12 protein-coding genes are annotated in these 14,237 nt (G+C 56.9%); 2 read left to right on the plus strand and 10 right to left on the minus strand.

Annotated features, from left to right (window positions below):
• Window positions 1-595: 595 nt before the first annotated feature.
• The 6 genes from VF168_06720 to VF168_06745 all read right to left on the minus strand — a co-directional run bounded on the left by VF168_06720 (window position 596) and on the right by VF168_06745 (window position 7,504).
• The gene (locus VF168_06720) at window positions 596-1,759 is read right to left on the minus strand and encodes a glycosyltransferase family 4 protein (GenBank protein HEX7003860.1); all 1,164 of its coding nucleotides are present in this window, start codon (window positions 1,757-1,759) and stop codon (window positions 596-598) included.
• A gap of 66 nt (window positions 1,760-1,825) precedes the next feature.
• A complete protein-coding gene (locus VF168_06725; GenBank protein HEX7003861.1) occupies window positions 1,826-2,908 on the minus strand; it encodes a glycosyltransferase family 1 protein in 1,083 nt (360 codons plus the stop codon).
• On the minus strand, window positions 2,905-4,347 hold the full coding sequence (locus VF168_06730; GenBank protein HEX7003862.1) for an O-antigen ligase family protein: 1,443 nt from the start codon (window positions 4,345-4,347) through the stop codon (window positions 2,905-2,907). The genes VF168_06725 and VF168_06730 overlap by 4 nt, the downstream gene beginning before the upstream one ends.
• On the minus strand, window positions 4,310-5,440 hold the full coding sequence (locus VF168_06735; GenBank protein ID HEX7003863.1) for a glycosyltransferase family 4 protein: 1,131 nt from the start codon (window positions 5,438-5,440) through the stop codon (window positions 4,310-4,312). The genes VF168_06730 and VF168_06735 overlap by 38 nt, the downstream gene beginning before the upstream one ends.
• Window positions 5,441-5,504: 64 nt before the next feature.
• Window positions 5,505-6,611 (minus strand): glycosyltransferase, encoded by a 1,107-nt coding sequence (locus VF168_06740; GenBank protein ID HEX7003864.1) that lies wholly within the window; start codon window positions 6,609-6,611, stop codon window positions 5,505-5,507.
• Window positions 6,611-7,504 (minus strand): glycosyltransferase family 2 protein, encoded by an 894-nt coding sequence (locus VF168_06745; GenBank protein HEX7003865.1) that lies wholly within the window; start codon window positions 7,502-7,504, stop codon window positions 6,611-6,613. The genes VF168_06740 and VF168_06745 overlap by 1 nt, the downstream gene beginning before the upstream one ends.
• Before the next feature lie 310 nt (window positions 7,505-7,814).
• On the opposite strand from VF168_06745, the gene VF168_06750 reads away from it, so the two are divergent.
• Window positions 7,815-8,201, plus strand: a complete 387-nt coding sequence (locus tag VF168_06750; GenBank protein ID HEX7003866.1) for a hypothetical protein — start codon at window positions 7,815-7,817, stop codon at window positions 8,199-8,201.
• A gap of 427 nt (window positions 8,202-8,628) precedes the next feature.
• On the opposite strand, the gene VF168_06755 is transcribed toward VF168_06750, so the two are convergent.
• Window positions 8,629-10,086: a lipopolysaccharide biosynthesis protein gene (locus VF168_06755; GenBank protein HEX7003867.1), complete on the minus strand. Its 1,458-nt coding sequence runs from the start codon at window positions 10,084-10,086 to the stop codon at window positions 8,629-8,631.
• 156 nt (window positions 10,087-10,242) lie between these two features.
• Between VF168_06755 and VF168_06760 the strand changes: the two genes are divergently transcribed.
• Window positions 10,243-10,869: an acetyltransferase gene (locus VF168_06760; GenBank protein ID HEX7003868.1), complete on the plus strand. Its 627-nt coding sequence runs from the start codon at window positions 10,243-10,245 to the stop codon at window positions 10,867-10,869.
• 20 nt (window positions 10,870-10,889) lie between these two features.
• On the opposite strand, the gene VF168_06765 is transcribed toward VF168_06760, so the two are convergent.
• The 3 genes from VF168_06765 to sat form a co-directional block, all read right to left on the minus strand.
• Window positions 10,890-11,990, minus strand: coding sequence for a DegT/DnrJ/EryC1/StrS family aminotransferase (locus VF168_06765; protein HEX7003869.1), 1,101 nt, complete (start codon window positions 11,988-11,990; stop codon window positions 10,890-10,892).
• A 258-nt stretch (window positions 11,991-12,248) separates the two neighbouring features.
• Window positions 12,249-12,926: an adenylyl-sulfate kinase gene (cysC, locus tag VF168_06770; protein HEX7003870.1), complete on the minus strand. Its 678-nt coding sequence runs from the start codon at window positions 12,924-12,926 to the stop codon at window positions 12,249-12,251.
• A complete protein-coding gene (gene sat / locus VF168_06775; GenBank protein ID HEX7003871.1) occupies window positions 12,923-14,119 on the minus strand; it encodes a sulfate adenylyltransferase in 1,197 nt (398 codons plus the stop codon). Before sat ends, cysC begins: the two co-directional genes overlap by 4 nt.
• Window positions 14,120-14,237: the final 118 nt, after the last annotated feature.

A 14,237-nucleotide genomic window follows, 5' to 3' on the forward strand; every position in this document is an offset into this window, starting at 1 on the left:
AGGCTCTGGTCACCTCGCCTGGGTGGGACAGATCGATTGCAGCGGTCGATCTGTCCCAATAGTTACTGGAGGGGGACGTAAGCCTGCGAGCATCGAACGAGAGGGATTCGGTGCCCGTAGCATTCTCGACTCGCCATGCGCGCTGGCCGCCCGGTGACTGCAATTTCCCCGTAGTCAACTGCTCTATCGTCTTGCTCAAACTGGAAAAGGTTGAAGGTTGCCATGTGTAGGCGCCCAGGTAGTGCTCCAATGCCAGCAAGGAGAGTAGCAGCACGAGCGCGACCAGAAGAGCGTTGAACGTGACTTTCCGGTTCGGCTGATATGCCCAGGTCGCCAAAATTGTGACCGGTAGTAGACCGGCTACGAAGGGGTAGACGGCCGAATGCGTACCGATCAGCGCGGCTAGGAGCAAAAGGCTGAAGTAGCCTCCCCAAGTTACGCCCCAGGACCTCGATGGTGCTTCGTTGCGGGAGATGATCGCACTTAGCGACGTCAGGACCAATCCCACGGATGCGAGCAGCGCGGTCGTCAATACTCCGGCAAACTGCCAGGTATCAGCTTCGCGGGGGCGTTTGTTCATGATGTCGCTCTTCGCTCAGCTCGCGGACGAAGCTTGCGGTTTGGAGTACGTGCCCGTCTGCCGCTGGACCCTCCAGCACTCATCCACAAATGCCTCGAACTCTTCGCGGAAGCGCTTCTCGCTGAATCGGAGCGCACTCTGCCGAATTCGAGACGGGCTGAAACTTGCTTCGTTCATCTCGAATTGCTCTACTGCCCGCTGCAAGGACGCGCTCGTTTGCTCTTCGAAGAAGACCCCGGTTGGGAGGGGCGAGTCCAGTCCTTGGACGGTTTCGAGCGCGCCTCCACGTGCAAATGCGATGACTGGAGTACCGCACGCTTGGGCCTCGACGGGAACGATCCCGAAGTCCTCTTCCGCCGCGAAGACGAAGGCTCGCGCCTTGCCCATTAGCTCGCGCAGCTGATCGAACTGCAGGTGGCCCAGAAGTTCCACGTTATCGTTGGCCATCTGAGCTAGCTTTTGATGCTCGGGGCCCTCCCCAACAATGATGAGCTTGCGGTCGGGCATTCCGGCGAAGGCTTCGATGATTAGGTCGATCCGCTTATACGTAACAAGCCTCGACGCCGTCAGGTAGAAGTCATCCTTATCGAGTTCCAGCGGGAATGAGTCCACGTTTACGGGCGGGTAAATGACCGCGGCGTCTCGCCGATACGTCTTTCGGATCCGTCGTCGAATGAACTCGGAGTTCGCGACGAAGTAGTCCACGCCGTTCGAACTCCGCACATCCCACATGCGCAGCCGGTGCAGCATGTAGCGTGTAAGCCAGCTCATAGGACCACTTTCAAGCCGTGCCTGGTTGAGGTACTGATGTTGAAGGTCCCAGACGTACCTCATAGGCGAGTGGACGTACGAGATGTGAAGTTGATCGGGGCCAGTGATAACTCCCTTAGCCACGGCATGCGAGCTGGAGATGACCAGGTCGTAGCCTGAAAGGTCGAGTTGCTCAATGGCCAAGGGCATCAGTGGAAGGTATCGACGGAACTGTTTGCGTGCCCGGGGAAGCCGCTGAATGAACGATGTAGTAACGGGCTTGTTAGCGATGAACTGCCTCTCGTCGGGCTCGAGAAAGTCGACAACGGCAAAAACGTCTGCCTCAGGATAGAGCGTGACGAGCTGCTCGAGAACCCGTTCCGATCCGGCGTAGTTGACGAGCCACTCGTGAATCAGTGCAACGCGCATTTCAGCGATTCCTCATAGTACTTGTATCTGCATACAGAGCGAGCGTATACCGGTCGACCTGTACCCCTAGGCGACGAGTCGGTCGAGTACTTCCATTGTCGCCGCAGCCGTATTCGTCCAGCTGAAGTCATTTGCCCGTTGCCTTCCTCTCTTGACCATCTCCGCCTTTAGCTGCGGGTCTTTCAAGAGGGTGAGAATGGCTCGCGCGATGTCGTCAGGGCTTCGAGGATCGAAGTAGGTAGCAGCGTCGCCGCAGACCTCAGGGAGCGAGGCCACGTTCGACACGATGGCCGGGGTGCAGCAAGCCATCGCTTCGAGTGGAGACAGGCCGAATCCCTCGTAAAGGGAGGGGTGAACCAGGGCATCGGCGTGCGTGAAGTACGCCTTGAGTTGCTCATCTGTCACGAAATCGGTGAAAAGGATTCGGTCGCCGAGCGCCCTCGCCGCTCCAGCCACAAACGAATCGGCGGTCAAGAAGCCCTCTCGCTTGCCAACCAGAACGAGGTCATGGGGGATCGAGCCTACGAGCGAGCGGAAGGCCGTAAGGAGGCTGATCAGGTTCTTGTGAGGTTTGACGTTACCTACATAGAGAAGGTACGGGCGCGCATGGGGTTTCAAGTTCGCGCCTTCAGCTCGAAGCCAGAGAGGATCCGCACCCAGGTAGATGACCTGGATCTTTTCCGGATGGACAGGCGTGAGCCTGAGCAGTTCTCGACGAGTGAAGTGGGAAACTGTGAGTATCGCTTGCGAACGGGACGCTAATGAACGGAACATCGCAGCCGCGTATGCACGGCGGTGGTAGCCTGGTACGAATTGGGGCATGGCCAAATGGAAGGCGTCGTGAACGGTTGTTAACAGCTTCGTTCCGACGCCCAATGGAACGTTGAAATGCGGTGCCCAGTAGAGGCGTGATCCTCGTGGTACTACAAGTGGAGCCAAAACCTGCTCTGAAATCGAGTAAACAGGGGCAGTGAATTCTCTGATCTCGACGTTGTCACTCCCTGCCCAGTTGAACGCTGACAGCTCACCAGGATCCCCAAGGAGGATGAAGCGGCGTTGCGGCCGCGCGGCGACTATCCTTGGCAGAAGCTGTTTGAGGTAGACGCCGATACCGGAGGCGTTCACCATTCGGGCGTCGATGACGATCATGTTGCTGCCACCCTGCGGTTCAGGTTAGCGCGGGCGACTGAATATGCCGCGGACAGTATCGCTATATGAATCCAGAAATACGGTCGGAGGACGTTTTGATTAAGTTGAAGTAGGACGAGTTGGAAGATGAAGGCAACAGTTAGACCGATGAGAATTAGCCGCTGCTCGCGATCAAATACAGAAGCAGCCAGTCGTAGCGGTGCGATAGCTAGCAGCAACATATATGCCAGGAAAGGCAGGAATCCGATAATCCCACTGGCAGCCAGAACCTCGGCGAATATCGACATTCCCTCGTGCCGCTGCACCTCTGAAAGGGTATCCGCCGAGTTCCCACGGTAACTTGCGATAGCCGGTGCTACTCCACCAAGGCTATAACCGAGGAGTGGGCTTTGAGCGAAGACGGAGAGCGTGTCCTCTAAGTCGTTCAGCCTGATTTCAGTCGAATGGCTCGTCGTTCCGGCAAAGCCCGTCCCTTCGAGGAACAGTTTCTCAGTACCGGTCGCAAAGATGAGTATCAGAAGAGCAGCCACTCCCGCGATGCCAACAGCAGAATATGCAATAGGTCTACTGTAAGCCCTACCGCGAACCGCACCCCAGAAAACTTTGACCGGGAAGTAGACGAAATAGACGCCCATCATTGCCAGTCCCATCCTGGAAGAGGACACGACCATGGCAATCGTGACGATAGTAAATAGCAAATATAGCTGCCATCGCCGTTGTATCAGGCGACTCTGGGTCTGAAGAAGGAAGGCCATGAGCACCCACCCAGGCAGGAGGTAGGTCGCGAAGTAGGACGGTTCGAAAGAGAAGCCGTTCGACCTGGGGAGTGAGTCGTTGATCCACCACTGCTGAACCAGAATTCCAGGCAGCCCTACGAGAGGTAGTAGGAACTGGACAATACCGAACAGTCCGACTAGCGCGAACGATAACAGATAGAATCTAACGAGCCTGGAAAGCTGATTAACTGATCGAATGACCTGAACAATTGCCGATAGTGCTGCTACGAAATATACCAGTAGGGCAGCGTACGCAATCCCGCGCAGGTGAAGGCCGGAGCGTGGGACGAACAGAATTACGAAAGCCGTCCAGGCTAGAAGCAGTCCGAGCCCCAATGGGATGACGACACGCCTGCGAGTGATCACGAGCGACAAGGCAATCAACACAGTTGGGACCAGGAGGATGTAAGTTGCTCTGATCGTCATCCCGACTTCGATAACAAGGAATATGTCGAACGAGGAACAAAGTATGGCCAGGTAGAGGAAAAGCTGCGCCAAGAGGTTCCGACTTGCGTGCGAATTCATTGCCCTTTGGATTCGAGTGTTCAGCGGGGAGTCGAAAGAAGGCCCGGGCGGCCCGAGCGCTGCCTGTTTCTGTTCCTCTCTTGCTGGGGGGCTCAAATTCTCAGCTCGTAGTTCGAGGAATTCTTTCCACGTGCTCAAGAAAGGAGCGGACCATTGAACCGATTGTACATCTCTGCAGCACGAACTCTCGGGCTCGCCCGGTTACTTCACTGGAGTCCGTTCGAAGGACGCGCAAGATCGAAAGCGCGAGCGCCCTGTAATCTGCAGGTGGAACGAGATGTCCTGTACGACCATTGGTGACTACGTCAGGGATACCATCCACGTTGGAGGCTATGACCGGTACGCGAAGGAACATCGCCTCGAGTAGTGCTCTGGGAAGAGGATCGACGAGCGATGGCTGTATGTAGACATCGCATGCAGCGATGACGTCCTTCGCATCCGCGCGAAATCCCAGCAGTCTGACGGAGTCTTCGATCCCAAGGTCTTTTGCGAGTTGAGTGAGTTCACGTTCTTGAGGCCCTTCACCAAGGAGGAGCAGGACAGGGTGCTGTTCACTGATTTCGCTACACACCTTCGCTATGGCGCGAAGGAGGTGTGTTTGCCCTTTGCGCGGCTCGAGAGTTGCGGCGCAGGCTATTAGTGGTCGATCCCGAGGCAGTTCCAATTCTGCTCGCGTTTTCTCGGCGGGCCTGATATTACTCAGTTCGGCAGGGTCGATAGAGTTGAGGATAATCTTCAAGCGTTCATCGTCTATTCCAAAGAACTGACGAACGTATGCCGCTCCGTAAGAGGAAGTTGCGATGACAAGATTCATCCTGGAGAGTGCGAATCTGCTGAATGGATAATAGAGAGCACGCCTGAAGGGGGCACGCGTCCAAGGAAGGTCCTTGCCGAGGAAGTTGTGGATAGTAGTCGCAAGCACCTGCCCGGAAGCGGCTAGCGCAGTAACTAGATCTGCCCTGTACTGATGAGAGTGTATGACCTCGATGTCCTCGTGAGCGAGGAGCGAACGGAGCAATCGAACCGCAACGATCAAATTGGAGCGCAGTGCGGGCAGTTCAATCACGTTGACGCCATGACGGGAGCTCGCCGCAAAATCAGGTGTGTAAGGACCCCCTGGATGCACCAGCCACACCTTGTGCCCTTGACGGGCTAATTCCTCGCTGAACAGCCGCGTATGCTTCTCCGCGCCTCCCCGGCTTGCGCGATCGATTAGTTCGAGGACTCTCATTGGCAGTTCACCGGACGCGGTCCCACAATCGCGCCCCCAGTAATCAAGTTAATGCTCTGGGCGCTCACCTGCCCGTCTTTCCCAGGCGGCTTTCGAGCCCATCCCTTACCGCCTGGGCGAGGATAGCGGTGTTCCTTAAAGGCGTTAGGTCGAGACGAAGGCCGCATGCGAGTAGTGCAAGTGAATACACGACAAGAAGCTTGACTGACGCGTTGAAGAGATAGCAAAAGCGGTTGGCGACCCTAAAATGCGACTCGAAGTGAACTCGGTTGCGGACTGAATAGTAGAGTCTCCGGCGCAAGTTTGGATCCGAAGACAGGAGAACCAGGGGAGAGATGAAGAACTCCTTCTCGCGCACCTCTTTTTTCTTTCCCATATTCCAGGAACTCTCCAGATCTTGCACCCTGCTGCTGGGCACGAGGAGCAGGGGGATCTGAAGCCGGCTAAGTCGATAAGTAAACTCGTGGTCGTCTCCGTACAGGTGATAGTCAGTGCGCGGGAGTCCGATGACGGGTATCAGTTCAGTTGGCAGGAATAGGCCGCCGTAAGGTCCGTACGGAATGGGAACAGTACACGTCGATCGGGCTGTGAATTGTTGCGGACTCCGCGGCACTTTGGTGAAGGTGCGTTGCCATGCGAAGCCAAGGAAGCTGTCGGGCCATTCGAAGGCGTCCACGGGGGATCTAGTGCTTGCGAAACGGCTGTACTCTTCGCGGTCGATTCGCAGTGAAAGGTAGGCGGCTGGCGAAGAAGACTTCTCTACCTGAGTCAGGATTGCCATGAGAGCATCCGGTTCCGGCAAATTGTCGTCATCCAGTAACCACGCGTGATTGCAGTTCGACTTCACGGCCGCTTCGAGCCCAGCTGTAAAGCCAGCAGCCGAACCGGCATTATAGCCAATGCTGATCACACTTACTCTGCCTGCGATTGCAAGCTCCCGTAGATAGTTACGCGTGGCATCAGCAGAGCCGTTGTCGACCACGATTATCTCATTCAATGGCGAGCCTGCAGACCGCATTGATTCAAGCCGTGCGATTACCGGCTGAACTTTTGCCAGCCGGTCCCCGTAGGTTACTGTTACGGCGCAGACACTAACATTCCTCTGTGCGCTCGATCTCTGTTGCGCTTGACCAAGATTTTTCCCTACCAACTCCGACTCCGTCTCGTCCATCAGGTGCAAGCCCTGTTGGACTTCCCAGCCCGGTGTTTTGGTCCGGCTTTTCCAAGTATCCCGTCAATCAGACCCTGGAAAGTAGCAAGTAGTTTGCACAAAACCAAATCCTCAAAGAGTACTATTTTGACCATTTGTTTCAGTGTTCCCAGCAAATCGTTCCATACCCATAGGGGATCGAAGGACACGTATCGCCGGTAGACGGTTATTCGGTTGCGTGTCATGTAATACCTTCGCAAGCAACTGTGATGGGTTACTGTGACTGTCCTGTCTAGGAACCACAAGCGGTGGGACGCGGTCTGGCCAAGATTGTGCACGAGTCTGACGTGAGGCGCTTCCAGGGCGTAGAATCCGGCCGCCCGACAACGTAGAAAATACTCGACGTCTATACAGTCGATGAAGAAATCATCCCGGAAAAAGCCAACCTTTCCGAATATGCTCGCTCGATAAAGCGTTCCCGATGTTCGACTCGCCTTAACGAAACAGTAGGTGTCGGCGTGGCATCTCGTCGCAAACGAGGTAACGGTTCCGCTGACTTCGTCCATGTAACGTGGAGAGATTGAGGCGACAAGTTCCGTGTTTGGGCAGGATTCGAATGCCCTCAGCAGCCCCTTGAAGTAATTTGGAGTGACAGCGCTATCCTGATCGAAGGTGGCTATCCACTCGAAACCTTGCTGTATTGCTGCCTTTATCCCCATATTCAACGCCGTGGCCAGGCCCTGATTCTCCGGAAGGCGTATAAGCTCAAGCTGGGGAATTGTTTGAGCCAGTTCAATGACGTCCATCGATTGTCCCGTTGAACCGTTGTCGATCAGTATGATTCGATTGGTCTCGGCACTCAATAGCCGCATGTTTAGAAACAGGGACTCTCGTGGATTGAAGGTGACCACCACCGAGCAACTCCTGCTCATGGCGTCCCCACTACTTTCGGCCAACTACAGGCCATAATCCTCCTAGGGCTCCTTTCGACCGCGTGAGCATTTCCCTAGCACACCAGCGGTCCCTCTGGCGGAGCGCGAGCTCACTGTCAGCCTCGTTCTTGCAGCTCTTTCGGCAGAAGGCCGCGAGTCGATCGTAGAAGAGTGCGTTGGGCGTTGTACGAATGCCGCTCGTCCATTGGGTTCTAGTGATGCCTTGCTGGTGGGACCGGTAGATGTGCATGTCCTCTTCGATCTTGGCTCCCGGCCGGCCGCAGGCTAGGAGGTGCAGGAGCAGGGCTCGATCGGCGGCGAACGGAGCAATAAAGGCGTCGGAGAGTCGCAACGCGGACTTGCGGACTACGATGGAACCGAGGTGCGCGGGAATTGGGCGGTCGAAGTCGACAGCGTCCTCGAATCGGATCACAGGATTGCCCCGCCGGTGATGCGACTGACGTTCTGCGTTCAGACTCGCACCATCTTCGTTAACCGCGACAGTCTCGGTCGCAGCGAACGACAGGTGAGGGTTTTCTATCAACAGTTGAAGTTGCCGCTCGATCTTGTGAACCGAGGTCCAGAGGTCATCCCCCTCAAGGATGGCCAGGAACTCACCGCGCGCCAAAGAGAAGACGCGAAGCAGGTTCAGGTGACCATGACCGATGAAGCCTCCTAGCCGGTTGTGGGAGGCCAAGATCCGAACATGCTTCGGATGCCGCTCCTGACACGCCAGTGCGATGGTTAGAGTTTCGTCGGTTGAGCCGTCATCGGAGACGAGAACTTCGGTTGGCACTGAGATTTGCTGCGTAAGAACGCTTTCCAGAGAGCTCTTCAAAAAGCGCCCATGATTGTGCGTTATCACACACAGGGAAACAAGAGGTTCTTCATTTAGTGCAGTTTGCCCGCCTAGTTCTCTCGTTTGCCTGGAAACCACCATCCGTGCCTGCTCAAGGTTGAAATGCCGATAACGACGTCGCATGAAGGGAACAATTGCTGTAGCCCCTATCCTACTGGCAGTTCGGGCCACGCCTAAGGAACTCGGCAAGGCAACCAAGTTTGGAGGTGGAGCGGCTCCTGGGTCAATTCGATGGTCCATCACTTCCTTACCGATTTTCGGAACTATATCGAAGTCTCAGAGCTGCGGCAGCTCGTTGCATCGTGAGGCGATAGCCCTCAGCACCGACTGCGGCGCAGCCGACGAGGTAAACCAACAGTCCGAGACTACCAGCGGAGAGCAGTTGGACTAGTGGACTCAAATCTGATGCAAGAAGGCGAGTAGAGTATGACGCTCCGCCAGCTAGCAGCGCTGCCGCCAGTGGTTTCGACGCTTCGGTAATCTGGACCGCGGGCCGATATTCAATCAACCGGTAAGTGTAGAGCATGTTGGGAACAAGCGAAAGAATCGACCCCAGAGCTTGCCCGGCAACTATCGCGGTTAGCCCGAACGGCATTGTTGCGAACAGTATCGCGAAACCCATGCCCTTCTTCAATAGACCGCTTTGAACGACCAGATCTGAACGTCCTTTTAGGTTTAGTACATTGACGTTCAAGGCGTGGAGCGGATGGAGCGCTCCGACTATTGCCAGCAACTGAACATATAGAACGGCTCCACCCCATCGGTCTCCGAATAGGAGGGAGAAAAGCGGGTCGGCGAGTACTGCCATCAGCGACATTACGGGGGCCATCGTAAATAGAGTCAGGTGGACGATTTGCCTGTATTTCTCTCGTAATGTCGAGTTGTCATCCTGGAGCGGCGCAAGCGCCGGGTATATAGCCTGCTCCACTGCTCGACTCAGTTGATGCGAGACCAGCTGGATAATCTTTCGGGCAAAGAAGTAGAGGCCGGTCAACTCGGCGCTGAAGAGCCGCCCGACTACAAAGATGTACGAATTCTGGTACACAACCTCGATGACACCCTCGAGGGCAAGTTGAGATCCGAATCCGAAAAGCCGATTGAACGACGCCGGATTGAAAATGAGGGACGGGCGCCAGTCACTGACTGTCCACAGTACCGCTGACGATGCGGCCGCGGCTAAAAGGAGTTGCGCTACTAAACTCCAGACCCCCGCCCCGAAGTACGCCAGGCATAGAGCACCGACGCCGGAAATGAGCGCGCCTGTGGACGTTGCAATCAGCTCCGGCTTGAAATTAAGCTCCCTGCGAAAGATCGCTGTCTGGACGACCTTGAACGCGTTCAAAAGTACTATTAGGCCAGCCACGCGTACGAGGGGCGTAAGTTCCGGCTCGCCATAAAAGGCAGCGATCTGCGGTGCGAGAAAGTATTGGGCACCATACGCGATGATGCTTAAACCGATGTTTGTTAGGAATACTGTGCTGAGGTCGGCGTGCGACACATTCCTACTTCGGATCAATGCGTGCCCGAGGCCGGACTGGATCAGTACGTCGGCAACTTCGAAGATTACGGCTGTCATGGCGATCAGTCCGAATGCTTCCGGCGCCAGGAGCCGAGCGAGGAAGAGGGTGAAGATGATAGAGGCACCTCTTCCCAGCATCAGAGTCGCCAGGTTCCAGAGAACCCCGAACGCGATCTTCCGATTCACGTGTTGTTGCTCCGGTACGCACCTTCCGCTGCAACGTCGGCTGAGCGATTTCCCATTGTGTGTTTTATGGCTTTCGGAAAGCGCATGAGGGCCGCCATGCGGTGGATTCGAAGGAGCCTGCCCATTCGGCCAGCAAAGGAGATGCTACCATCTCACATGAAGGTTTACGTGTTCGGCGCCGGGGGCCACGCAAAGCTCATAATTCAGACGCTCAACCTTTTGGGTTACGAGCTTGCCGGGGCGCTAGATGACGATCCCGAATCTGAAGGCAAAGTACTACTCAATACCAGAGTCATCGGACCGTTCGCACAGGCCGAAGGAATCGACGGAGGAGCGGCAATCCTCGCTTTCGGGGACAACAGCGCGAGGAAATCAGTTTCGGAACGATATCCGCATCTCGAATGGATAAGCCTCGTGCATCCGAGGGCTTTCGTCGACGACACCGCCAAGCTCGGGCAAGGAACTTTCGTTTCAGCCGGAGCAGTGATTGAGCCAGACACAGTAGTTGGTGCTCATTGCATCGTCAATTCCGGGGCAACGGTTGCACACGACGCGGAGATCGGCGACTTCTGCCATGTCGGTCCAGGGTGCAATCTTGCGGGCTGGGTTAGAGTGGGGGACGGTTGCTCGTTGGGAGTAGGTTCAGCCGTTCGGGATCGAATCGGAATAGGGCGATGGTCGGAGGTTGGGGCAGGCGCGGTCGTTGTCAGAGACGTTCCTGATTGTTCCACTGTCGTCGGAGTTCCGGCACGCGTCATAAGAAAGAGCAGCTTCTGTGAATGATACTGGCCAGCCACGCGCCGTCAGGTTGCGGACACCCGGTCAAGCACATCAACGACCACTGATACAACGTCAATCGGCATGCCAAAGTAAATGGGCAGGCAAAGGACACGACGAGAGACATCGGCGGAGTGAGTTGCGGCGAGGGACAGTGGGAGATATTCGACAGTGTCAAGGGATGGGTAAAAGTACCGCCTTGTCTCGATCCCTCTTGCCCTGAGTATCTCCTGAGCGGTTATCACATCAGACTCGTTCGGAAGGAGAAGGGGCACATAGGCGTAATTGCTGTTGCTGCTGGTGTCTCTTTGCTGCAACTGGTATCTGTCGCCGAGGGCCCGTACATACTCCTCCCAAATGATCCTTCGGCCATTGAGGTTGGTGTCGATTTCCTCGAGTACGCACAGGCCCATCGCCGCCTGGAATTCGTTCATCTTAGCGTTGATGCCCAGGCCCTCGATGCTCTCGGGGCCGGTAATGCCGAAATTGATAAGCTTCTTGGCCAAGACGAAGTCTTCCTTACGCCGAAAGACAATCGCTCCACCCTCGATTGTGTGGAATAGCTTGGTGGCATGAAAGCTAAGAATCGATGCATCACCGTAATCGAGTAGGCTTCGACCGTTGTGGTTGACGCCGAAAGCGTGAGCCGCGTCATAAACTACTTTCAGGCCAAGCCTACGTCCAATATCGTCGATTTTTTCGACGTCGCATGCGTTGCCGAAAACATGAACGGGGACAATAGCTCTCGTCCTTGATGTGACGGCGGCTTCAACGAGATTCGGGGCAAGGCACCAGGTGTAGGGGTCGATGTCAGTAAATACTGGTTCGATTCCCTCCCACTTCAGTGAGCTTGCGGTGGCGACAAACGTGAACGGGGTGGTAATTGCTTCTGGCGGCCCGGACCCTACGCTTTGGCTGAGGCCCAAAGCGCGGTAAGCGATCTGCAGGGCTAGAGTGCCATTACTTACGAGGAGGAGGTTCTCTACACCCAGGTACCCTTCCAAGCGCTTCGTGAGTTCCTGTACTAGCTCACCGTTATTGGTCAGCCACTGTCGCTCAAATATGCCGTCGATGCGGCGGTCCAGCCTTTCCCTTTCCGGCAGGTACGGTCTGGTCACAGGGATCACTCTGCGACCTCCGAAGGGCCGACTCCGTCATCTGTCGCTGGTGTACTATGCCGGTTCTTCGAAGCCACGGAAACCTGGAGCTTGTAGAGATGACCGATTCTCTGCCCGGCGCTAAGTATCGGGGAGATTAGGTGGGCAAGTTCTACTGTCTCAATTTCAGCATTCAATCAGATGTAATAGTAACCCGAGAGCGGACTGATGCTTCTAGTATCGGCGGGTAGCCGTCGGAAAGGCCCAAAGCATCTGCCGGCTCGTGGATTAGTATCTGGTCGGCAAAACCCCCCGCTCCTCCAACCCATTCACGATCCTATCCACACTCTGCTCCACGCTCTCCCGCGCAGGGTAGAGGTGCACTTCGGGCTTCACCGGCGGCTCGTACGGGCTGTCGATCCCCGTGAAGTCCCGGATCTCCCCACGCCGTGCCTTGGCGTAGAGGCCCTTCGGATCCCGGTCCTCGCACACGTCGAGCGGGGTGTCGACGAAGATCTCGAGGAACTCGTTCTCCTCGACGATGTCGCGCACCATCTGCCGGTCGCTGCGGAAGGGGCTGATGAACGCCGTCAGCACGATGATGCCGGCGTCGACGAAGAGCTTGGCGGCCTCGCCGATGCGGCGTATGTTCTCGGTGCGGTCCTCGGCACTGAATCCCAGGTCCTTGTTGAGGCCGTGGCGGATGTTGTCACCGTCGAGCAGATAGGTGTGGTAGCCCATCTCGGCCAGCTTGACCTCGACCGCGTTGGCGATGGTGCTCTTGCCGCTGCCGGAGAAGCCGGTGAACCAGAGGATGCACGGCTTCTGCCCCTTGCGGTGGGCACGCTCGGCCTTAGTGACGCCGTGCTCGTGCCAGGTGATGTTGGTGGCCTTCTCCTCGACCGTCTTCTCGATCGTGGTGGCCGAGGACTGTGCTTCGATCTCGTCGGCGATCTTGACGCTCACTTGCTCGCTCCTACCTTCTCTTCACGCTCCGCGGCCTGGCGGTACGCCTCGATGAGGATCTGGGCGACTTCCGGCCGGCTGAACTCCTCGGGCGGCATCTCACCGCGCGAAAGCATCTCACGCACCTTGGTCCCGGAGAGGAAGATCCGATCCTCGGGGCCGCTGACCGTGGTCTTGGTCGTGGCCATCTGCTTGCTCTTCTTGCAGTAGAAGGCGTGTTCGAACTTGAGGATCTGGATGTCCAGCTCGTCACGACTGAACTGGCTGATCAGTTGCTGGGCTTCGTAGGTGCCGTAGTAGTTGCCCACCCCGGCGTGGTCTCGTCCGATGATGAAGTGAGTGCAGCCGTAGTTGATGCGGCTGACGGCGTGCAGCACCGCTTCGCGAGGACCGGCATAGCGCATAGCCGCTGGGTAAGTGCCCAGCATGACGCGATCGGCGGGGTAGTAATGCTCCATCATGGCGAGGTAGCAGCGCACGCGCACCTCGGCCGGGACGTCGTCCCCCTTGGTCTGGCCCACGAGGGGGTTGATGAAGAGGCCGTCGACCATCTCGAGCGCCGTCTTGGTGAGGTACTCGTGCGCCCGGTGGATCGGGTTCCTGGTCTGGAATGCGACCACCGTTTGCCAGCCCCGCTCCGCGAACAGCTCGCGGGTCTGCGCCGGTGTGAGGCTCAGTTCGGGGAAGCGCTCCTCGGGCAGGTCGTCGATCACGGTGATCGGTCCGGCCAGGTAGACGTTGCCGGCCTCGCGCATCGCCTTCACGCCGGGGTGGGCCAACTCGGTCGTGCCGTAGACCCGTTCGGCTTCTCTCTGCTGGTCGGGCCGGTACACGTCGGTCACCTCGAGCAGGGCGATCACTCGGCCAGTCGAGTCTGCCAGGGCCACCTCGCTGCCGCGCGAAACATGCGCCGCCTGCTCCTCGTTCACCTGCAGAGTGATCGGTATCGACCATGCGAGGCCGTTCGGCAGGCGCATCGTTTCGACGACCGAATCGTACGTCTTCTCGTCCACGAAGCCTTCGAGAGGGCTGTAGATACCCGTGGCTAGGCAGCGGACGTCGGCGAGCGAGCGCGCCGAGAGGCGCAGTACGGGTAGGCGAGAGGCACGTTCGCGGAAGGAGTGGGTCTTGTCCTCGGGTGCGAATCGATCGATGAGAACGCCACCGTGGGGCGCGGTTGAAGGTGACTGCATCAAGAAAAACTCCTCGAGAAAGTTGCTCGGTAGTCGCTTACCTGGCGCCGGAGCCGGCTGCGGAAGCCTCGGAGGCCCAACGCGATGCGAGTATACCGCCGGGCACGGAAAATTCCGT

It is taken from the genome of Trueperaceae bacterium, assembly GCA_036381595.1.
Lineage (GTDB): Bacteria > Deinococcota > Deinococci > Deinococcales > Trueperaceae > DASVCN01.